This window comes from Streptomyces sp. NPDC002776, assembly GCF_053592195.1.
Map to the genome: position 1 here is coordinate 244,471 of NZ_JBSFVG010000008.1, position 19,455 is coordinate 263,925.

Below are 19,455 nucleotides of genomic sequence, written 5' to 3' on the forward strand. Positions count from 1 at the left end.
AATCCTGACACTTGCGAGCGTCCGCAGCATCAACCGCCGCTGATCGACCCGTCCCGACGGCAACCGTGCACAGGGGTGCCGACGTCCTACCGCGCGTGTGTAGCTTGGGCGTCGATCTGAGACCCTGATCTGGCTGAGCAGTAACTCTTGACTTCGGAAGGACGGTCGTGCACATCGTCATCATGGGCTGCGGAAGAGTGGGTTCCGCTCTCGCCCAGACCCTGGAGCAACAGGGGCACACGGTCGCTGTGATCGATCAGGACCCCACCGCCTTCCGCCGGCTCGGCCCCGGTTTCGGTGGCCGCCGGGTCACCGGCATCGGCTTCGACCAGGACACCCTGCGCGAGGCGGGCATCGAGGAGGCCGGTGCCTTCGCAGCCGTCTCCAGCGGCGACAACTCCAACATCATCTCCGCGCGCGTGGCCCGCGAGATGTTCGGCGTGGAGAACGTCGCGGCCCGTATCTACGACCCCCGCCGTGCCGAGGTCTACCAGCGCCTGGGCATCCCGACCGTGGCGACCGTGCGCTGGACCGCCGACCAGATGCTGCGCCGGCTGCTCCCCTCGGGCGCCGAGCCGCTGTGGCGCGACCCCACCGGTGGCGTCCAGCTCGCCGAGGTGCACACCTCCCCGGCCTGGGTGGGCCACAAGATCAGCAGGCTCCAGGAGGAGACGGGCGTCCGCGTGGCGTTCCTGACCCGCCTCGGTGAGGCCATCCTGCCCAGCTCGCAGACGGTGTTGCAGGAGGGCGACCTGGTGCACGTGATGATGCGCACCGACGAGGTCGACAAGGTCGAGGCGGCGTTCGCCCAGGGTCCCGAAGAGGAGAGCGGTCACTGATGAGGGTCGCCATTGCCGGTGCCGGCGCCGTCGGCCGCTCGATCGCGGGCGAGCTGCTGGAGAACGGCCACGAAATCCTGCTGATCGACAAGGCGCCGACCGCCATCTCGGTCGAGCGCGTCCCGCAGGCGGAGTGGCTGCTCGCCGACGCCTGCGAGATCACGTCCCTGGACGAGGCCGCGCTGCAGCGCTGCAACGTCGTGATCGCCGCGACCGGCGACGACAAGGTGAACCTGGTCGTCTCCCTGCTGGCGAAGACGGAGTACGGCGTCCCGCGCGTCGTCGCCCGCGTCAACAACCCCAAGAACGAGTGGCTCTTCAACGAGTCCTGGGGCGTCGACGTCGCCGTGTCCACCCCCCGCCTGATGTCCGCCCTGGTCGAGGAGGCGGTCAGCGTCGGCGACCTGGTCCGGCTGCTGCGCTTCAGCCACGGCGACGCCAACCTCGTCGAGCTGACCCTGCCCGAGGAGTCGGCGCTGGCCGGCACCCAGGTCGGCGATGTGGAGTGGCCGCAGGACACCTCGCTGGTCACCATCATCCGCGGCACCCGGGTGCTCACCCCGACCCGCGACGACTCCCTGGAGGCGGGCGACGAGCTGCTGTTCGTGGCCGCCCAGGCCCGCGAGGAACAGCTGGAGGACCTGCTCTCGGTACGCCGCGAGCAGCCTGCCGACTGAGGCCGTACGACGGCGAAGGGCGCCCCGGGATCACCCGGGGCGCCCTTCTTCTCGTACCGTCAGCCGGCGGCCTGCCGATCCTTCTCGGCCTTCTCCGCCGCCTCCATCTCCGCGAACACGTCGATCGGCGCGGGGGCCTTGGCGAGGAAGACCCAGGTCAGCCAGACGGCCAGTAGGAACGGCGGGATCTTCAGGGAGACCAGGACCCAGCCCAGCTGCTCGGTGTCCGCCCACCAGTACAGCGGGAAGAGGATCGCGCACTTGGCGAGCAGGATCGCGCCCCAGGCGTAACTGGCCTTGGCGTACGCCTTCTTGCGGCCGGGGTTGCGGGTGCGCCAGGAGAGGTTCTCCTTGAAGACCGGGCCGAGGATCAGGCCGATCAGCGGGACACCGCACAGGGTGGTGATGATGTACGCCAGGCCCAGGCCCAGCGTGTAGAGCATGCCGGGCAGGTAGAAGTCCTTGGCGTTGCCGGTCATCATCGCGAAGACGACACCGAAGGCGACGCCGAAGACACCGCTGAAGGCGTGCTTGACGGTGTCCTTCATCACCAGGCGGACGGCGACGAGCAGCAGGGACACACCGAGCGCGGCGATCGCCGACAGGTGCAGGTCCTTGTTGATGGTGTAGATCGTGACGAAGAGCAGTCCGGGCAGCACCGTCTCGATCATGCCGCGCAGGCCGCCGAAGGCTTCGAACAGCGCGTCCTGGGTCACCGCCCGGGAGTCGTGCCCGCCTTCTGCGGTGGTGTCTTCGGTCGGCTTGTCGAGCGACGTCACCGGCTACTCCCGTCCGAGCGGTCTCAGTTCGTATTTCGGGTTGAACAGCACCCGGCGGCCCCGGCTCATCGAGATCCGGCCCGATGCGATCAGCTTGCGCCCCGGCTCTATGCCCACGATGGAGCGTCTGCCGAGCCACACCACGTCCAGCGCGGCGGAGCCGTCGAACAGCTCGGCCTCCAGGGCCGGGACCCCGGCACGCGGCCGCAGGGTGACCGTGCGCAAGGTACCAGTAACCGTGACTATCTGTCGGTCCCGGCAGTCACCGATGCGGGTACAGCCGGCCGTCGCGGAGTCCTCGCGCAGTTCCTCGGACTCCAGGTCCTCCTGCGACGAGGAGAGCCGGTCGAGCATGCGCCGGAACCGGCCCGCCGGTTTCTCGGATCGAGGAACAGAACTCATGTCTGAAGCGTACCGGGGCACACCGACACCTACGTAACCCCCGGGGAGCGGCGGGAGACGGTGGGACCGGCCCCGACTTGCCTAAAACCTTTAGGCAATCCCATAATGGCTTTCGGCAAAAGGAAGGGCGATCATGGTACGTGCAGGACTCACCCCGGAGCTGCTGACCCGGGCCGGGGCGGAGCTGGCCGACGAGGTCGGCTTCGACCGGGTGACCGTCTCGGAGCTCGCCCGCCGGTTCGACGTGAAGGTCGCGAGCCTGTACTCGCATCTGAAGAACTCCCACGAGCTCAGGACCCGCATCGCCCTGCTCGCCCTGGAGGAGCTCGCCGACCGGGCGGCGGACGCCCTGGCGGGCCGGGCCGGCAAGGACGCCCTGACCGCGTTCGCCGACGTCTACCGCGACTACGCCCGCTCCCACCCCGGCCGCTACGCCGCGACCCGCTACCGCCTCGACCCCGAGACGGCCGCCCGCAGCGCCGGGGTGCGGCACGCCCAGATGACCCGGGCGATCCTGCGCGGCTACGACCTGGCCGAGCCGGACCAGACCCACGCCGTCCGCCTCCTGGGCAGCGTCTTCCACGGCTACGTCGACCTGGAACTGGCCGGCGGCTTCAGCCACAGCTCCCCCGGCAGCGAGGAGTCCTGGACGCGGATCCTGGATGCCCTCGACGCCACCCTGCGCACCTGGCCCCCCTCCTGAAAGCCCACTCCATGCAGACGACGCCCCTCACCCCCGCCCTCGTCCGCGGCGCCCTCGACCTGGAGCGCACCGAGCACGGGCTGCTCCCGCACCGGCTCCCCGCGCGGGCCCGCGCCCAGTGCGCCGACCCCCAGCTCGCCATGGTCGAGTCCCAGCCCTCCGGCGTACGCCTCGCCTTCCGCACCCGGGCCACCACCGTCGAACTGGACACGCTCCCCACCAAGCGGTCCTACGTCGGCGTCCCGCCCCGCCCGGACGGCCTGTACGACCTGCTCGTCGACGGCACGCTGACCCACCAGGCCGTGGCGGCCGGCGGCAACACCCTGATCGTCGACATGGCCACCGGCACCACCGAGCACCGCCCCGGACCGGTCGCCACGGTGCTCTTCTCCGGGCTGCCGGCCCGCGAGAAGGACGTGGAGATCTGGCTGCCGCACAACGAGACCACCGAACTGGTGGACCTGCGCGCCGACGCCCCCGTCGAGCCCCTGCCCGACCGCGGCCGCAAGGTCTGGCTGCACCACGGCAGTTCCATCAGCCACGGCTCCGACGCGGCGAGCCCCACCGGCATCTGGCCCGCCCGCGCCGCGACCCTGGCCGGAGTGGAGCTGATCAACCTGGGCTTCGGCGGCAGCGCCCTCCTGGACCCCTTCACCGCCCGCGCGATGCGGGACACCCCGGCCGACATGATCAGCGTCAAGATCGGCATCAACCTGGTCAACCTGGACCTGATGCGGCTGCGCGCCTTCACGCCCGCCGTCCACGGCTTCCTCGACACCATCCGCGACGGCCACCCCGACACCCCGCTGCTGGTCGTCTCCCCGATCCTGTGCCCCATCCACGAGGACACCCCGGGCCCCGGCGCCTTCGACCCGGCCGCCCTGAGCACCGGACACCTGAAGTTCCAGGCCCTCGGCGACCCCGCGGAGCGGGCCACCGGCAAACTGACCCTCAAGGTGATCCGCGAGGAGCTGTCCCGGATCGTCGAACAGCGCACCCCCGAGGACCCGAACCTCGGCTACCTCGACGGCCTGGACCTCTACGGCGAACAGGACTGGGCCGAGTTCCCCCTTCCCGACGACCTCCACCCGGACGCGGCCACCCACCGCCTGATCGGCGACCGCTTCGCGAAACTCGTCCTCCAGGCCTAGTCAGCCCTGGTCAGCCCTGGTCAGCGCTCGAAGCGGTACCCCATCCCGGGTTCCGTGACGAAGTGCTTCGGGTGCGAGGGGTCCGCCTCCAGCTTCCGTCTCAACTGGGCCATGTACACCCGCAGATAGTTCGTCTCGGTCCCGTAGGACGGCCCCCAGACCTCCTGCAGCAGCTGCTTCTGGCCGACCAGCCGCCCGGCGTTGCGGACCAGGACCTCCAGCAGGTGCCACTCGGTCGGCGTCAGCCGGACGTCGGCCCCGGCACGGTTGACCTTCTTCGCGGCCAGATCGACGGTGAACGTGCCCGTCTCGACGATCACCTCCTCATCGCCGCCGAGCGGCTCGGCGCGCCGGACCGCCGCCCGCAGCCGGGCCAGCAGCTCGTCCATGCCGAACGGCTTGGTGACGTAGTCGTCGGCGCCCGCGTCCAGCGCCTCGACCTTCTCGTCGGAGGAGTGCCGGGCGGACAGCACGAGGACCGGCACCCGGGTCCAGCCGCGCAGACCCCGGATGACGTCGACGCCGTCCATGTCGGGCAGACCGAGGTCGAGGACGACCACATCAGGATGGCGGGCGGCGGCGAGTTGGAGGGCGCCGGCGCCGTCGTGCGCGGCGTCCACCTCGTACTTGCGGGCCTTGAGGTTGATCACCAGGGCCCGCACGATCTGCGGATCGTCGTCGATCACGAGCACCCGGGTCATGGGGCCTCCTGCCTTTCGGGTTGGGGTACGTCCGGTACGGGGGGCAGTACGAGTTCGCCGGCGGCTACGCGGAGCGTGAACACCATCGTCAGGCCGCCGCCCGGGGTGTCCTCCGCGTTCAGCGTCCCGCCCATCGCCTCCGCGAACCCCCGCGCCACCGCGAGCCCTAGTCCCACCCCGGCCCCGCGCGGCGCGTCACCGTACCGCTGGAAGGGCGCGAAGATCCGCTCCTTGGCGTCATCGGGGACACCGGGTCCGCGGTCCACGACCCGTACCTCGACGCGGTCGGCGAGGGAGCTGGCGGAGACGAGGACGCGGGCGCCGGGCGGGCTGTACTTGACGGCGTTCTCGACGACGTTGGCGACCGAGCGCTCCAGCAGCCCGGGGTCGACGGCGACGATGGGCAGGGTCTCGGGGATGTCGAGTTCGACGCTGTCCTCGGGCACCCCGCCGAGCGCCACCGGCACCACTTCGTCCAGGCCGGTCCCGCGGAGGATCGCGCTGACCGTGCCGGTCTGCAGGCGGGACATGTCGAGCAGGTTGCCGACCAGGTGGTCGAGGCGGTCGGCGCCCTCCTCGATCCCGGCCAGCAGCTCCGCCTCGTCCTCCTGCGACCAGGCCACGTCGTCCGAGCGCAGGCTGCTCACGGCCGCCTTGATCCCCGCGAGCGGAGTGCGCAGATCGTGGCTGACGGCGGCCAGCAGCGCCGTACGGATGCGGTTGCCCTCGGCCAGCGCGCGGGCCTGCTCGGCCTCCTCGTGGAGCCGGCGCCGGTCCAGGACGACGGCGGCCTGCGCGGCGAACGCGGCCAGCACCCGGCGGTCCTCGGCGGGGAGCACCCGGCCGGTCAGCGCCAGCGCCAGGTGATCGCCGACCGGCATGTCCACGTCCGCGTCCTCGGGCCGCCGCACGGGCCCGCCCTGGCCGGCGCTGCCGGCGCAGGTCCATGGATCGAGGTCGCCCGCCCGCTCCAGCAGGGCCGCCGACTCCATCCCGAAGGTCTCCCGGACCCGTTCCAGCAGCGCCTCGACGCTGGTCTCGCCGCGCAGCACGTCCCCGGCGAGGAAGGAGAGGATCTCGGACTCGGCGCGCAGCCGGGCGGCCTGGTGGGTGCGGCGGGCGGCGAGGTCGACCACCGAGGCCACCGACACCGCCACGGCCACGAAGATCACCAGGGCCAGGATGTTCTTCGGGTCGGCGATGGTGATCCGGTGCACGGGCGCGGTGAAGAACCAGTTCAGCAGCAGCGATCCGGTCAGCGCCGAGGCCAGCGCGGGCAGCAGCCCGCCGAGCAGTGCCGCCGCCACCGTCAGGGCCAGGAACAGCAGCATGTCGTTGGTGAGGCCCAGGTCGGCGTCGACGTGGGTCAGCAGCAGGGTGAGCAGGGCCGGACCGCCGACCCCGGCCAGCCAGCCCCACACGATCCGCGACCGGCCGAGCCGGGCTCCCCGGGCGACCGGCAGCCCGCGCCCCTTGGCGGCCTCTTCGTGGGTGACGATGTGCACGTCGAGGTCGGGCCCCGACTCCCGGGCGACGGTCGCCCCGACGCCGGGCCCGAAGACGTACTGCCAGGTCTTGCGGCGCGAGGAGCCGAGCACGATCTGGGTGGCGTTCACCCCGCGCGCGAAGTCCAGCAGGGCGGCCGGGATGTCGTCGCCCACGACATGGTGGAAGGTGCCGCCCAGCTCCTCCACGAGGGTGCGCTGTACGGCGAGTTCCTCGGGCGAGGCCGAGGTCAGGCCATCGCTGCGGGCGATGTAGACGGCGAGGACCTCACCGCCGGCGCCCTTCTCGGCCAGCCGCGCGGCCCGCCGGATCAGGGTCCGGCCCTCGGGGCCGCCGGTGACACCGACCACGATCCGCTCGCGCGAGCCCCAGATCCTCGACACCCGGTGCTCGCCGCGGTAGGCGCGCAGGTACTCATCGGCCCGGTCGGCCACCCACAGCAGCGCCAGCTCGCGCAGAGCGGTGAGGTTGCCGGGCCGGAAGTAGTGGGACAGGGCCGCGTCGACCTTGTCGGGCCGGTAGACGTTGCCGTGCGCCAGCCGCCGGCGCAGGGCCTGCGGGGACATGTCGACCAGCTCGATCTGGTCGGCGCGGCGCACCACCTCGTCCGGCACGGTCTCCCGCTGCCGTACGCCGGTGATGGACTCCACGACGTCGCCCAGCGACTCCAGGTGCTGGATGTTGACCGTCGATATGACGTCGATCCCGGCCGCGAGCAGCTCCTCGACGTCCTGCCAGCGCTTGGCGTTGCGGGAGCCGGGGACATTGGTGTGGGCGAGCTCGTCCACCAGCGCCACCCGGGGCCGCCGGGCGAGGACGGCGTCGACGTCCATCTCGGAGAAGGTGCCGCCGCGGTAGGCCGGCGTCCGGCGCGGGATCTGCTCCAGGCCGTGCAGCAGCACCTCGGTGCGCGGCCGGTCGTGGTGCTCCACGAACGCCACCACGCAGTCGGTGCCCCGCTCGGCACGCCGGTGCGCCTCGGAGAGCATCGCGTACGTCTTGCCGACGCCCGGTGCCGCACCGAGATAGATCCTGAGCCTGCCGCGTCCCACAGCGTCGACCTTACGACCCGCAAACCGGGCATATGCCGCCGGGTGCGGCAGCCGGTGCGTCCTTGACACAACCCTGACGCACCGACCCGGTGGCGGCCGCGAGCAGTCCGGTTCGTACGCCGTCAAGACCCCCGCGCACGCGAGAGGACCGCATGCGAGAGGGCCGCACCCCCTCGGGGGTACGGCCCTCTCGCTCAGGCCTGTCTAACGGACCTCGGTGATCTCCGGTCCGCGCTGCAACTGCCCCATGCCGCCCGAGAACCGGGATCCGGCATCCTCCTGCTGGACCCCCTCGGGGACCATCTGGGCGTCGTTCGGCAGCTTCAGGACGATCGGGTCGCGGGGCGCCATCGGGCCCTCGCCGCGGACCACGACCGTGTCCCGGAAGATCTGCTCCAGCAGCCCGGCCGCCTGCGGCTGCACCGCACCCTGGCCCGAGATCACTCCGCGCAGGAACCAGCGCGGCCCGTCCACACCGACGAACCGCACGACCTGGAAGCCGCCCGTGCCGTCCGGCAGCTGCACCGGGACCTGCGCCCGCAGCTCCCAGCCCAGCGGGCCCTCGACCTCGTCGATGATGCCGCCCTGCTGGGTGATGCCGGAGCCGATCTCCTCGCGCACCTCGCCCCAGATGCCCTCGCGCTTGGGGGCGGCGAAGGCCTGCAGCTGGATGGCGCTGTCGCGCAGGACGACGGTCGCCGCGACGATCGCGTCGCCCGCGACCTCGACCCGCAGCTCCATGCCCTCGACCCCGGGCACGAAGAGCCCGCCCAGGTCGACCCGGCCCTCGCCGGGCTCACGCACCTCGGTGCTGTCCCACGGCCCGTCGGGCCGCGGCTCCGGCTCCAGCCGCACGCGCTCGCGCGTGCCCTCGTCGTCCGCCTCGGTGTCGACGCCGTCGACGACCTGCTCGGGCTCGCCGGCCGCGTCCTCGGCGGCACCCTTCTTCTTGCGACGTCCGAACACGTCACTGTCCTTCCCGGTCGGATACGACCGAAGCGTATCTAGTCCCACCCGTCGTGCCGCCCTCGGCGGCCTGACCGCTTGTGCCGCGCCCGCCGTCCACGGCGGCGTGCCCACCGGTGGACCCGAAGCCCCCCTCGGCCCGCGCCGAGCCGGGAAGCTCCGCGACCTCCTGGAAGCGGACCCTCTCGACCTGCTGGACGACCAGTTGGGCAATCCGGTCGAAGCGCTCGAACCGCACGGACTCGCGCGGGTCGAGATTCACCACGATCACCTTGATCTCCCCACGGTACCCGGCATCAACCGTCCCCGGGGCATTCACCAGGGCAACACCGCAGCGGGCGGCCAGACCGGAACGTGGGTGCACGAAGGCCGCGTACCCCTCGGGGAGCGCCACAGACACCCCCGTCGGCAGCACCGCGCGCTCGCCCGGCTTCAGTTCACAGGCCTTGGTGGTGCGCATATCCGCGCCGGCGTCGCCGGGATGCGCGTACGACGGCAGCGGTACGTCCGGGTCGACGCGGCGGATCAGCACGTTCAGGGGGGCACGGCTCACGGGTTCACCTCGAAGGCGCGGGCCCGCCGCACCTGGTCCGGGTCGTTCATGGCGGCCTGGATCTCCTCCTGGCGGCCGTTGTCGATGAAGTGGTCGACCTTGACCTCGACGAAGAGCGCGTCGGCGCGGACGGCGACGGGTCCTTCGGGGCCGCCGACGCGTCCGGTGGCGGTGCAGTAGATCTTCCGCCCGGCCACCGCGGTCACCTCGGCCTCGAGATGCAGCACGGTGCCGACCGGCACGGGCCGCCGGAAGTCGGTCTCCAGGCGGCCGGTCACGGCGATGGTCCGCAGCAGCCAGTTCAGCGAGCCGAGGGTCTCGTCGAGCGCGGTCGCGAGGATGCCGCCGTGCGCGAGGCCCGGCGCGCCCTGGTGCTCGGGGCGCACGGTGAACTCGGCGGTGAGGGTGACCCCTTCGCCCGCCCGCGCCTGGAGGTGCAGCCCGTGCGGCTGCTCGCCGCCACAGCCGAAACACTGGCCGTAGTGCGCGCCGAGCAGTTCACCGGGCGCGGGGGCGTCCGGGTGTCGCACCGGTTTCACGGCGCCGGCCGGGGGCTGAAGGTTTGCGGATGTACCACTCACAGCCGCAGACCTTACCCGCGCGTCGGCGCCTTCCGGACACCGTGCCAAGCTTGGATCCATGCAGCTCTCCGCCACCCCGTACGAAGAACGCCTCACCGCCCCCCGCTCGTGGTGGCTGGTGTCGCTGCTGGCCGGCTTCGCGCTGGCGCTGATCCTGCTGCCCTTCGGCACCCTGCCGATGCTCGGCGGCCTGGTGGGTGGCACCGCCGCGGCGGCCGTGGTGGCCAGTTCCTACGGCGCGGTGCGGATCCGGGTGGTGGGCGGCTCGCTGATCGCGGGCGACGCGAAGATCCCGGTCACGGCGCTGGGCGAGGCGGAGGTCCTGGACCGCGAGGAGGCCCGGGCCTGGCGCACGTACAAGGCCGACACCCGCGCCTTCCTGCTGCTGCGGGCCTACATCCCGACCGCGCTGCGCGTGCAGGTCACCGACCCCGAGGACCCGACGCCGTACCTGTACCTGTCGACGCGGCAGCCAGAGGCCCTGGCGGAGGCCATCGCGGCGGCCAAGGCGGCCTAGCACACAGGGTCGAAGGGTCCCCGGAACGGGGACCCGGAGCAGGTCATTTCCCCGGCCATCCGCGCCCGAGACGTCTGGGGCGGACCTCCTTCGCGACGTCCCCCAGCGTCAGCGGGTCGGCCGGTGTCTCCAGCGGCGGGAGATCGGGCAGCGCGTCCCACGGCACCTGGATCCGGCGCAGGTCCGCACGGATCCGGTCGGCCAGCTTCTTGGTGTCCCGGCGGTTCATCAGCGCGCCCACGGCCGCGCCGACCATGAACGGCATCAGGTTCGGCAGGTTGCGCACCATCCGCTTCATGATCTGCTGGCGCATCTGGTGCTTCATGTGGCTGTTCAGCGCCGTGCTCACCGTGGCCGGCTTGGTCACGTCGATGCCGCGCTCCCCCGACCAGGAGTCCAGGTAGGCGGTGGAGCGCTGTTTCAGGTTCCCCGGCGGGCGTACGCCGTAGACCTCGTGGAGTTCGGCGATCAGCTTCAGCTCGATCGCGGCGACTCCGGTGACCTCCGCGGCCAGCTCCGCCGGCATGGCCGGCGGCACGGGCAGCATCGCCGCCGCACCGACGCCCGCACCGACCGTGGACGTCGCGGTCATCGCGCCGGCCACGAGCTTGTCGGCGAGCTGTTCGGGGCCGAGCCCCGGGAACTGTCTGCGCAGGGTCGCGAGGTCCCGTACGGGCACTCGCGGGGCGTTGTCGATGATCCGGTCGGCGAGGTAGGCGAGGCCCGCCTTGGCGCGGCTGCCGCCCTTGCGGACGCCTTCCAGGGCCTTGTCGCGGATCACCGCGGCCCGTCGCCGGGCGACGGGAGCAGGAGGCTGAGCCGGCACCGGCGCAGTGCCGGAGCCGGCCGCCGGTTCGAGCGAGGCCGATCCGTCAGCGGATGAGCCTCGCCCGTCGTCACGCGCGCCGTAGGGGCCGCCGGGCGGCCCTTGGTCCGCTCCCCGGCCGGGGAAGCGGCGCTTCCAGGGAGGGGTCGAGCCAGTCACGGCCGACCCGCCCTCAGTCGCAGTCGCGGCAGATCGGCTGGCCGTTCTTCTCCCGGGCCAGCTGGCTGCGGTGGTGCACCAGGAAGCAGCTCATGCAAGTGAACTCGTCCTGCTGCTTGGGCAGCACCCGGACGGCCAGCTCCTCGTTCGAGAGGTCCGCGCCGGGCAGCTCGAGGCCTTCCGCGGCCTCGAATTCGTCGACGTCCACTGCGGAGGTCGACTTGTCGTTCCGGCGGGCCTTGAGCTCTTCAAGGCTGTCCGAGTCGACGTCGTCGTCGGTCTTGCGTGGGGTGTCGTAATCCGTTGCCATGTCGCTCTCCCCCTCTGGGTGTCTGCGGTGTCTCCAGCGCACGTAACGCGTGAGAGGCCGGACTTGTGCCCGACCCGAGGCGGAGATTTTGCCTCACATCAAGGTCTGTTACTCAATCGACACCCAACCGGACTCCTCAAGAGTGATCGGCTTGGATGGCGATGCGGACCGTACACGGTCCCAATGCCGCACTTCAAAGGCGTCTCACCGTGTACTTCCCGTGATCACGACCCCCGAAAACCCGGATTATCCCGGCTTTCCGGCGGCTCGCATGATCACGGAGAGTAGATGGCTGGAAATTCGCCCCTGTGATCGATCACACACGGTACCTCTTACTTCACGTCCAGAAAATTCCGCGCAAAGCGAACAAGTCCGAGTGTCGCCTTATCGATCTCTGTTTGGGTCGCCGCTCTCAGACCGGCAGAGCCACTCTCATCACCAGCCCTCCGCCCTCGCGCGGCTGTGCCGCGATGTGCCCGCCGTGCGCCCGGGCCACGGACCGCGCGATGGACAGACCGAGTCCTACGCCCTTGTCGCTGCCCGTGCGCTCCGTGCGCAGCCGCCGGAACGGCTCGAAGAGATTGTCGATCTCGTACGCCGGGACGACCGGCCCCGTGTTGGACACGACCAGGACCGCCTGGCCGTGCTGCAGCTCGGTGGTGACCTCGACCCAGCCGCCCTCGGGGATGTTGTACCGCACGGCGTTCTGCACGAGGTTCAGGGCGATCCGCTCCAGCAGGACGCCGTTGCCCTGGACCACCGCGGGGTCCCGCTTGCCGCGGATCTCCACGCCCTTGGCCTCGGCCTCGCCGTGCACCTGGTCGACGGCCTGCTCGGCCACCTCCGCGAGGTCGACCGGCTTGCGCTCGATGATCTGGTTGTCGCTGCGGGCGAGCAGCAGCAGGCCCTCCACGAGCTGCTCGCTGCGCTCGTTGGTGGCCAGCAGGGTCTTGCCGAGCTGCTGGAGCTCCACCGGCGCGATCGGGTCGGACAGGTGCACTTCCAGCAGCGTGCGGTTGATCGCGAGCGGGGTGCGCAGCTCGTGCGAGGCGTTGCCGACGAAGCGCTGCTGGGCGGTGAAGGCCCGCTGGAGGCGCTCCAGCATGTCGTCGAAGGTGTCCGCCAGCTCCTTCAGCTCGTCGTCCGGGCCGTCCAGCTCGATCCGCCGGGACAGGTCGGAGCCGGCCACCGCGCGGGCGGTTCGGGTGATCCGGCCGAGCGGCGACAGGACGCGGCCCGCCATGGCGTAGCCGAACGCGAAGGCGATGACGGCGAGGCCGAGCAGGGCCAGCAGGGAGCGGCTGAGCAGGGTGTCCAGGGCGTTCTGCCGCTGTTCGTTCACGCACTCGTTCAGCGCGCGGTTGAGCTCGTCCGCGGGCAGTTGGGTGGCGCGCATGTTGCACATGTCACTGGACACCTGGCCGGACAGGACCCTGAACGGCAGATCACTGCCGACGTTCAGCGCGCTCGCGGCCAGCAGATAGATGATCGACAGCAGCAGGATGCCGGCGATCAGGAACATGCCGCCGTAGAGCAGGGTGAGCCGTATCCGGATGGTGGGGCGCAGCCAGGGGAAGGGCTGCACCGGCTTCCTCGGGTCCCAGGTCGGTTTGGGGGGCGCATGGGGCGGTGCGGGGGTCGCTGCCACGGGGGATCAGATCCGGTAGCCGGAGCCGGGGACGGTGACGATCACGGGGGGCTCGCCCAGCTTGCGGCGCAGCGTCATGACGGTGACCCGGACGACGTTGGTGAACGGGTCGGTGTTCTCGTCCCAGGCCTTCTCCAGCAGCTGCTCCGCGGAGACCACGGCGCCCTCGCTGCGCATCAGCACCTCCAGGACGGCGAACTCCTTGGGGGCGAGCTGCACCTCCTTGCCGTCGCGGAAGACCTCGCGGCGGTTGGGGTCGAGCTTGATCCCGGCGCGCTCCAGGACGGGCGGCAGCGGCACGCTGGTGCGCCGGCCGAGGGCACGCACGCGTGCCGTGAGCTCGCTGAAGGCGAAGGGCTTGGGGAGATAGTCGTCGGCGCCGATCTCCAGGCCCTCGACCCGGTCGCTCACATCGCCGGACGCCGTCAGCATCAGCACGCGGGTGGGCATGCCGAGTTCGACGATCCTGCGGCAGACGTCGTCGCCGTGCACGAGCGGGAGGTCACGGTCGAGGACGACCACGTCGTAGTCGTTGACGCCGATGCGCTCCAGGGCGGCCGCACCGTCGTACACGACGTCGACGGCCATGGCCTCCCGGCGCAGTCCGGTGGCCACCGCATCGGCGAGCAGTTGCTCGTCCTCGACGACGAGTACGCGCACGTCGCTGTTCCTTCCTGAGGTCCACCCGCGTAGCGCCGCTGGGGCGCGCGAGCAGGGGTCTGGTGGGGTGTGTCGGCGTCCATCCTGCCCTTTTCGGCCATAAGTCGGCGGTAAGGCGGGTGAGGGGCGCATGAAGGGCGGCTGTGCGGGCCCGGGAATGCGGGATTTTCTGCGGGGGTTGAGGTTTCCGTGAGGAAGCGCGGGGGGAGGACGGCTTTACACCCCGCGATCACGCTCCGCTTGTGCCGCACCACCATGCGGTACGCGGCAATCCGCTTTCCGCAGAGCGGTCGTGGATGTCCGGCACCGTCGCCGCCCGGCTGGGGCAGCGCCGGGCACCCACAGGGGACGTGATCGCCCCTTCCGAACGGCACACCCCGGTGCCACCGACCCACGACCCAGGACGAGGGGGCACAGCATGGACGCATTCACCGCAGGGCTTCTGCAGCGCATAAGGGCGACCGAGTCCGACCTGACGCGGGCCCGCGACGAGGGCGACGACTTCCTCGTCGAGGTGGAGCAGGGCGAGCTCGACGACCTGCGCCGCCTCGCCGCGGAGCACGGTGTGGAAGTCGGCGCGTACAGCGTCTGATCAGTACTTGCGCACAAAAAACTTACGCACAGGAGCGGGCCCCCGGCGAATCCAGCGCCGGGGGCCCGCTCTCGTGCCGTGCCGGACAGCGGTTCAGTCGTGCCAGGCGCCGAAGTCCTCCAGCAGCCGCTGGAGGGGCTCGAAGACGCCCGGGGTGGCCGCGATCGCCAGATCACCCGTGGAGCCCTCTCCGGGCCGTCCACCGGTCAGGGCCCCCGCTTCCCGGGCGATCAGGTCGCCCGCCGCGAGGTCCCAGGGGTGCAGGCCCCGCTCGTAGTAGCCGTCCAGTCGGCCCGCGGCCACGTCGCACAGGTCGACCGCCGCCGATCCGGAGCGCCGGATGTCCCGCAGCAGCGGGATCAGCCGGTGCGCGATCTCCGCCTGGTGGACCCGGACGCCGGTCACGTAGTTGAAGCCGGTGGAGACCAGCGCCTGCTCCAGCGGCGGCGCCGGCCGGCAGGCCAGGGGGCGCTCGCCCTCCCAGGCGCCGGTGGCGAAGGCTCCGGCGCCGCGGACGGCGTGGTACGTCTCGCCGCGCATGGGGGCGGCGACGACTCCGACGACGGTCTCGCCGTCCTGCTCGGCGGCGATGGAGACGGCCCAAGTGGGCAGGCCGTACAGGTAGTTGACGGTGCCGTCGAGCGGGTCGATCACCCAGCGGACCCCGCTGGTGCCCTCGGTGGAGGCGCCCTCCTCACCGAGGAAGCCGTCGTCGGGGCGCTGGTCGGAGATCAGGTCGGTGATCAGCTTCTCGGCGGCGATGTCCATCTCGGTGACCACGTCGATCGGGCTCGACTTGGTCTTGGCCACCGCGAGATCGGCCGGGCGGCCGTCCCGCAGCAGGTCGCCCGCGCGGCGCGCGGCCTGCCGGGCGAGACGGAGCAGGTCCGTGTGGACGGGGTCGGTCACGGGGCTCCTCAGGCGTAGGGGCTGTCGGCGCCCGCGGCGGCGGGCCGGGGGGCGCGGGCCGGGCAGCAGCCGACCGGGCAGAGGTGGTGGCTCGCACCGAGGGCGCCCAGGGCGCACGGGGTGACGGCCCGGCCGCTCTCGGCGGCTGCCCGCTCCAGGACCAGCTCGCGGACGGCGGCGACGAACCGGGGGTCGGCTCCGACGGTGGCCGAGCGGCGGACCGGAAGACCTAGCTCCGCGGCCTTGGCGGTGGCCTCGGTGTCGAGGTCGTACAGGACCTCCATGTGGTCCGAGACGAACCCGATGGGCGCCATGACCACGGCCGGGGCACCGGCGGCGTGCCGCTCCTCCAGGTGGTCGCAGATGTCGGGCTCCAGCCACGGGACGTGCGGGGCGCCGGAGCGGGACTGGTAGACGAGCTGCCAGGGGCGGTCGACGCCGGTGCGCTCGCGGACGGCCTCGGCGATCAGTCGCGCCACGTCCAGATGCTGCCTGACGTACGCCCCGCCGTCGCCGTGGTCCTCGACCGGTCCGGAGGTGTCCGCGGCCGAGAGGGGGATGGAGTGGGTCGTGAACGCGATCTGGGCGCCGTCCCGGACCTCCTCCGGGAGGTCGGCCAGGGACCGCAGCACGCCGTCGGTCATGGGCTCCACGAAGCCGGGGTGGTTGAAGTAGTGCCGGAGCTTGTCGATCTTAGGCAGCTCCAGGCCCTCGGCCTCCAGGGCGGCGAGCGAGTCGGCGAGGTTCTCGCGGTACTGGCGGCAGCCCGAGTACGAGGCGTAGGCACTGGTGGCGAGGACCAGGATGCGGCGGCGGCCGTCGCGCACCATCTCGCGCAGGGTGTCCGTGAGATACGGCGCCCAGTTGCGGTTGCCCCAGTAGACGGGCAGGTCCAGGCCGTGGCCGGCGAAGTCCTTGCGCAGGGCGTCGAGGAGTGCGCGGTTCTGGTCGTTGATGGGGCTGACCCCGCCGAACAGGAAGTAGTGCTGTCCGACTTCCTTCAGCCGTTCCTTGGGGATACCGCGCCCCCGCGTCACGTTCTCCAGGAACGGAACCACGTCGTCCGGGCCCTCGGGGCCACCGAAGGAGAGCAGCAGGAGGGCGTCGTAGGGGCTGGCATCGAGCGCGTCTGGCATGGGTCCGATCCTGCCACCCGGCACTGACAGCCGGGACAGTGCGGGGGGTCGACCTGGGCCTCCGACCGGCCGATCGGGTGCATTAGGGTTGCCTTACTCGTAAGCTGTATCAGCTGTGTTCGCGCCTTACGGGCGCAGGGGTGCGCGCCGTGCCGGGCGCGTCCTCGACGAGCCGCCCGCCTCTCGACCGGAGACCCCAGTGCCCAGCCCCTACCGCGCCCTGTTCGCCGCCCCCGGCTCCAAGGCCTTCTCCGCCGCGGGCTTCCTCGGCCGGATGCCCCTGTCGATGATGGGGATCGGCGTGGTGACGATGGTGTCCCAGCTGACCGGGCGCTACGGCCTGGCCGGTGCCCTGTCGGCCACCATCGCGCTGGCCGCGGCGGCGGCCGGGCCGCAGGTCTCCCGATGGGTGGACCAGTACGGCCAGCGGCGCGTGCTGCGGCCGGCGACCCTGGTCTCGCTCATCGCGGCGGCCGGGCTGCTGCTGGCCGCGCACTACCGCTGGCCGGACTGGACGCTGTTCGTGTTCTCCGCCGGCATCGGCTGTGTGCCGAGCGTCGGCGCGATGATCCGCGCCCGCTGGGCGGCCGTGTACCGGGGCACCCCGCAGCTGCACACCGCGTACTCCTTCGAGTCGGTGGTGGACGAGGTCTGCTTCATCTTCGGGCCGATCTTCTCGATCGGTCTGTCCACGGCCTGGTTCCCGGAGGCGGGTCCGCTGCTCGCCGCCTGCTTCCTCGCGGCCGGCGTCTTCTGGCTGACCTCCCAGCGCGCCACCGAGCCCGAGCCGCACCCGCGCGCGCGGCACGAGAGGCGCGGCACCAGCGCGCTGCGCTCCGCCGGCCTCCAGGTCCTGGTGGCCACCTTCGTGGCGACGGGAGCGATCTTCGGGGCCGTCGACGTGGTCACCGTGGCCTTCGCCGAGGAGCAGGGCCACAAGGGGGCCGCGAGCATCGTCCTGGCCGTGTACGCGGCCGGTTCCTGTGCGGCGGGCGCCGTGTTCGGGCTGCTGCACCTCAAGGGGGCGCCCGAACCCCGCTGGCTGCTGGGCATATGTGCGATGGCCGTGAGTATGATCCCCCTCCTACTGGTCGGAAACTTGCCGTTTCTGGCCGTGGCGCTGTTCCTTGCGGGGCTCTGCATCGCTCCGACGATGATCACGACGATGTCCCTCATCGAACAGCACGTACCACGCGCGCAGCTGACCGAGGGCATGACCTGGGTGAGCACGGGGCTCGCGGTCGGGGTCGCGCTCGGCTCCTCCGCGGCCGGCTGGGTGATCGACGCGGCCGGCGCGCAGGCCGGGTACGGGGTTCCGGCGGTGTCCGGAGCCGTCGCGGTCGCGGTCGGTTTCCTCGGGTACCGCCGGCTCAAGCGGCCGGATCCGCGTCGGGGAGGCACCGTTGAGCAGCACAGCGAGCGGGAAGAACGGCACGTGGCGTAACTGGGGCGGAAACGTCTCCGCCCGCCCTGCGCGGGAGGTCACGCCCGCCTCCGCCGAGGAACTGGCTCAGGCCGTGCGCCGGGCCGCCGAGGACGGCCTGAAGGTGAAGGCCGTGGGCACCGGGCACTCCTTCACGTCGATCGCCGCCACCGACGGTGTGTTGATCCGTCCTCAACTGTTGACCGGTATCCGCAATATTGACCGGGACGCCATGACCGTCACGGTGGAGGCCGGCACCCCGCTCAAGAGGCTCAACCTGGCCCTGGCCCGCGAGGGTCTGTCGCTGACCAACATGGGCGACATCATGGAGCAGACGGTCGCCGGAGCCACCAGCACCGGCACCCATGGCACGGGCCGGGAGTCGGGCTCGACAGCCGCCCAGATCAGGGCACTTGAACTGGTCACGGCCGACGGCTCGGTCCTCACCTCTTCCCCCGAGGAGAACCCGGACGTCTTCGCCGCCGCCCGGATCGGCCTCGGCGCGCTCGGCATCGTCACCGCGATCACCTTCGCCGTGGAGCCGGTCTTCCTGCTGACGGCCCGCGAGGAGCCGATGACCTTCGACCGGGTCACCCGGGACTTCGACGAACTGTGGGCGGAGAACGAGCACTTCGAGTTCTACTGGTTCCCGCACACCGGCAGCACCAACACCAAGCGCAACAACCGCAGCGCGGGCCCCGAGCGTCCGGTGGGCCGGTTCAAAGCCTGGTTCGAGGACGAGTTCCTCTCCAACGGCGTCTTCCAGGCCGCCCAGTGGATCGGCCGCGCGGCACCCCCCGCGGTCCCGGCCATCGCCCGGATCTCCAGCAAGGCCCTGTCCGCGCGGACGTACACGGACATCCCGTACAAGGTCTTCACCTCGCCGCGCCGGGTGCGGTTCGTGGAGATGGAGTACGCCGTCCCGCGCGCGGCCGTCGTCGAGACGCTGCGCGAACTGAAGTCGATGCTCGACCGCTCCAACCTGCGGGTCAGCTTCCCCGTGGAGGTGCGCACCGCCCCGGCCGACGACATCGCCCTGTCCACCGCCGCGGGCCGGGACAGCGGGTACATCGCCGTCCACCTGGCCAAGGGGGCCCACCAGCGGTACTTCACGGCCGCGGAGCGCATCTTCACCGCGCACGAGGGGCGGCCGCACTGGGGCAAGGTGCACACACGGGACGCCGAGTACTTCGCCGGGGTCTACCCGCGCTTCGGCGAGTTCACGGCGCTGCGGGACCGGCTGGATCCGGACCGGCTGTTCCAGAACGACTACCTGCGGCGGGTTCTGGGGGCCTAGCACAAGCGCCGGGCCGCGTGAGGTACGCCACATTCCAGATCCCCCAACCCCCTTGCCCTGCGGCCGAC

21 protein-coding genes are annotated in these 19,455 nt (G+C 71.5%); 8 read left to right on the forward strand and 13 right to left on the reverse strand.

Going from position 1 to position 19,455, the window contains the following annotated elements:
* Window positions 1-167 precede the first annotated feature (167 nt).
* Together ACWD11_RS18735 and ACWD11_RS18740 are read left to right on the forward strand one after the other, a co-directional pair.
* Window positions 168-839 carry a potassium channel family protein gene (locus ACWD11_RS18735; RefSeq protein WP_389420024.1) on the forward strand — a complete coding sequence of 224 codons (672 nt, stop codon included), beginning with the start codon at window positions 168-170 and terminating at the stop codon, window positions 837-839.
* Window positions 839-1,516: a potassium channel family protein gene (locus ACWD11_RS18740; RefSeq protein ID WP_389420025.1), complete on the forward strand. Its 678-nt coding sequence runs from the start codon at window positions 839-841 to the stop codon at window positions 1,514-1,516. The genes ACWD11_RS18735 and ACWD11_RS18740 overlap by 1 nt, the downstream gene beginning before the upstream one ends.
* Window positions 1,517-1,575: 59 nt before the next feature.
* On the opposite strand, the gene ACWD11_RS18745 is transcribed toward ACWD11_RS18740, so the two are convergent.
* Together ACWD11_RS18745 and ACWD11_RS18750 are read right to left on the reverse strand one after the other, a co-directional pair.
* Window positions 1,576-2,295 (reverse strand): DUF3159 domain-containing protein, encoded by a 720-nt coding sequence (locus tag ACWD11_RS18745; RefSeq protein ID WP_389420026.1) that lies wholly within the window; start codon window positions 2,293-2,295, stop codon window positions 1,576-1,578.
* A gap of 3 nt (window positions 2,296-2,298) precedes the next feature.
* On the reverse strand, window positions 2,299-2,697 hold the full coding sequence (locus tag ACWD11_RS18750; protein WP_250071191.1) for an OB-fold nucleic acid binding domain-containing protein: 399 nt from the start codon (window positions 2,695-2,697) through the stop codon (window positions 2,299-2,301).
* Window positions 2,698-2,830: 133 nt separating this feature from the next.
* On the opposite strand from ACWD11_RS18750, the gene ACWD11_RS18755 reads away from it, so the two are divergent.
* Together ACWD11_RS18755 and ACWD11_RS18760 are read left to right on the forward strand one after the other, a co-directional pair.
* Window positions 2,831-3,400, forward strand: a complete 570-nt coding sequence (locus tag ACWD11_RS18755; protein ID WP_451284152.1) for a TetR/AcrR family transcriptional regulator — start codon at window positions 2,831-2,833, stop codon at window positions 3,398-3,400.
* 11 nt (window positions 3,401-3,411) lie between these two features.
* Window positions 3,412-4,551, forward strand: coding sequence for an SGNH/GDSL hydrolase family protein (locus tag ACWD11_RS18760; protein ID WP_451284154.1), 1,140 nt, complete (start codon window positions 3,412-3,414; stop codon window positions 4,549-4,551).
* 20 nt (window positions 4,552-4,571) lie between these two features.
* On the opposite strand, the gene ACWD11_RS18765 is transcribed toward ACWD11_RS18760, so the two are convergent.
* The 5 genes from ACWD11_RS18765 to ACWD11_RS18785 all read right to left on the reverse strand — a co-directional run bounded on the left by ACWD11_RS18765 (window position 4,572) and on the right by ACWD11_RS18785 (window position 9,910).
* Window positions 4,572-5,252 carry a response regulator gene (locus ACWD11_RS18765; RefSeq protein WP_451284156.1) on the reverse strand — a complete coding sequence of 227 codons (681 nt, stop codon included), beginning with the start codon at window positions 5,250-5,252 and terminating at the stop codon, window positions 4,572-4,574.
* Complete coding sequence (locus ACWD11_RS18770) at window positions 5,249-7,810, reverse strand: ATP-binding protein (RefSeq protein WP_451284158.1); 2,562 nt, start codon at window positions 7,808-7,810, stop codon at window positions 5,249-5,251. The genes ACWD11_RS18765 and ACWD11_RS18770 overlap by 4 nt, the downstream gene beginning before the upstream one ends.
* A gap of 204 nt (window positions 7,811-8,014) precedes the next feature.
* Complete coding sequence (locus tag ACWD11_RS18775) at window positions 8,015-8,776, reverse strand: DUF3710 domain-containing protein (protein ID WP_250071186.1); 762 nt, start codon at window positions 8,774-8,776, stop codon at window positions 8,015-8,017.
* 1 nt (window position 8,777) lies between these two features.
* Entirely contained in the window at window positions 8,778-9,329 is a 552-nt protein-coding gene (dut, locus tag ACWD11_RS18780; RefSeq protein WP_451284160.1) for a dUTP diphosphatase, read from the reverse strand.
* Entirely contained in the window at window positions 9,326-9,910 is a 585-nt protein-coding gene (locus tag ACWD11_RS18785) for a PaaI family thioesterase (RefSeq protein WP_451284162.1), read from the reverse strand. Before ACWD11_RS18785 ends, dut begins: the two co-directional genes overlap by 4 nt.
* A gap of 58 nt (window positions 9,911-9,968) precedes the next feature.
* On the opposite strand from ACWD11_RS18785, the gene ACWD11_RS18790 reads away from it, so the two are divergent.
* Entirely contained in the window at window positions 9,969-10,427 is a 459-nt protein-coding gene (locus tag ACWD11_RS18790; RefSeq protein ID WP_389420033.1) for a DUF3093 domain-containing protein, read from the forward strand.
* Window positions 10,428-10,470: 43 nt separating this feature from the next.
* Here the strand turns inward: ACWD11_RS18790 and ACWD11_RS18795 are convergent, their stop codons facing one another.
* From ACWD11_RS18795 to ACWD11_RS18810, 4 genes are all read right to left on the reverse strand, one after another.
* The gene (locus ACWD11_RS18795) at window positions 10,471-11,412 is read right to left on the reverse strand and encodes a hypothetical protein (protein ID WP_451284164.1); all 942 of its coding nucleotides are present in this window, start codon (window positions 11,410-11,412) and stop codon (window positions 10,471-10,473) included.
* Between the two features lie 13 nt (window positions 11,413-11,425).
* Window positions 11,426-11,722, reverse strand: coding sequence for a DUF4193 domain-containing protein (locus tag ACWD11_RS18800; protein WP_005481602.1), 297 nt, complete (start codon window positions 11,720-11,722; stop codon window positions 11,426-11,428).
* Between the two features lie 412 nt (window positions 11,723-12,134).
* Window positions 12,135-13,370: a sensor histidine kinase gene (locus tag ACWD11_RS18805; protein ID WP_451284166.1), complete on the reverse strand. Its 1,236-nt coding sequence runs from the start codon at window positions 13,368-13,370 to the stop codon at window positions 12,135-12,137.
* A gap of 6 nt (window positions 13,371-13,376) precedes the next feature.
* Window positions 13,377-14,030, reverse strand: a complete 654-nt coding sequence (locus ACWD11_RS18810; protein ID WP_009191109.1) for a response regulator transcription factor — start codon at window positions 14,028-14,030, stop codon at window positions 13,377-13,379.
* A gap of 418 nt (window positions 14,031-14,448) precedes the next feature.
* Here ACWD11_RS18810 and ACWD11_RS18815 point away from each other — a divergent pair, with 418 nt between their 5' ends.
* On the forward strand, window positions 14,449-14,622 hold the full coding sequence (locus tag ACWD11_RS18815; protein WP_015657365.1) for a hypothetical protein: 174 nt from the start codon (window positions 14,449-14,451) through the stop codon (window positions 14,620-14,622).
* Between the two features lie 93 nt (window positions 14,623-14,715).
* Here ACWD11_RS18815 and ACWD11_RS18820 read toward each other — a convergent pair whose 3' ends face one another.
* Window positions 14,716-15,531 (reverse strand): inositol monophosphatase family protein, encoded by an 816-nt coding sequence (locus ACWD11_RS18820; protein ID WP_389420036.1) that lies wholly within the window; start codon window positions 15,529-15,531, stop codon window positions 14,716-14,718.
* Window positions 15,532-15,539: 8 nt separating this feature from the next.
* Window positions 15,540-16,667 carry a ferrochelatase gene (locus tag ACWD11_RS18825; protein WP_451284168.1) on the reverse strand — a complete coding sequence of 376 codons (1,128 nt, stop codon included), beginning with the start codon at window positions 16,665-16,667 and terminating at the stop codon, window positions 15,540-15,542.
* A gap of 199 nt (window positions 16,668-16,866) precedes the next feature.
* On the opposite strand from ACWD11_RS18825, the gene ACWD11_RS18830 reads away from it, so the two are divergent.
* Window positions 16,867-18,111 (forward strand): MFS transporter, encoded by a 1,245-nt coding sequence (locus ACWD11_RS18830; protein WP_389420038.1) that lies wholly within the window; start codon window positions 16,867-16,869, stop codon window positions 18,109-18,111.
* Window positions 18,071-19,387 (forward strand): D-arabinono-1,4-lactone oxidase, encoded by a 1,317-nt coding sequence (locus ACWD11_RS18835; RefSeq protein WP_451284170.1) that lies wholly within the window; start codon window positions 18,071-18,073, stop codon window positions 19,385-19,387. The genes ACWD11_RS18830 and ACWD11_RS18835 overlap by 41 nt, the downstream gene beginning before the upstream one ends.
* Window positions 19,388-19,455 lie beyond the last annotated feature (68 nt).

Bases quoted from the DNA above. Each gene is read 5' to 3' on its own strand.
- ACWD11_RS18800 (WP_005481602.1), bottom strand. From the start codon at position 11,722: ATGGCAACGGATTACGACACCCCACGCAAGACCGACGACGACGTCGAC.
- ACWD11_RS18815 (WP_015657365.1), top strand. From the start codon at position 14,449: ATGGACGCATTCACCGCAGGGCTTCTGCAGCGCATAAGGGCGACCGAG.
- ACWD11_RS18765 (WP_451284156.1), bottom strand. From the start codon at position 5,252: ATGACCCGGGTGCTCGTGATCGACGACGATCCGCAGATCGTGCGGGCC.
- ACWD11_RS18790 (WP_389420033.1), top strand. From the start codon at position 9,969: ATGCAGCTCTCCGCCACCCCGTACGAAGAACGCCTCACCGCCCCCCGC.
- ACWD11_RS18760 (WP_451284154.1), top strand. From the start codon at position 3,412: ATGCAGACGACGCCCCTCACCCCCGCCCTCGTCCGCGGCGCCCTCGAC.
- ACWD11_RS18825 (WP_451284168.1), bottom strand. From the start codon at position 16,667: ATGCCAGACGCGCTCGATGCCAGCCCCTACGACGCCCTCCTGCTGCTC.
- ACWD11_RS18740 (WP_389420025.1), top strand. From the start codon at position 839: ATGAGGGTCGCCATTGCCGGTGCCGGCGCCGTCGGCCGCTCGATCGCG.
- ACWD11_RS18750 (WP_250071191.1), bottom strand. From the start codon at position 2,697: ATGAGTTCTGTTCCTCGATCCGAGAAACCGGCGGGCCGGTTCCGGCGC.
- ACWD11_RS18755 (WP_451284152.1), top strand. From the start codon at position 2,831: ATGGTACGTGCAGGACTCACCCCGGAGCTGCTGACCCGGGCCGGGGCG.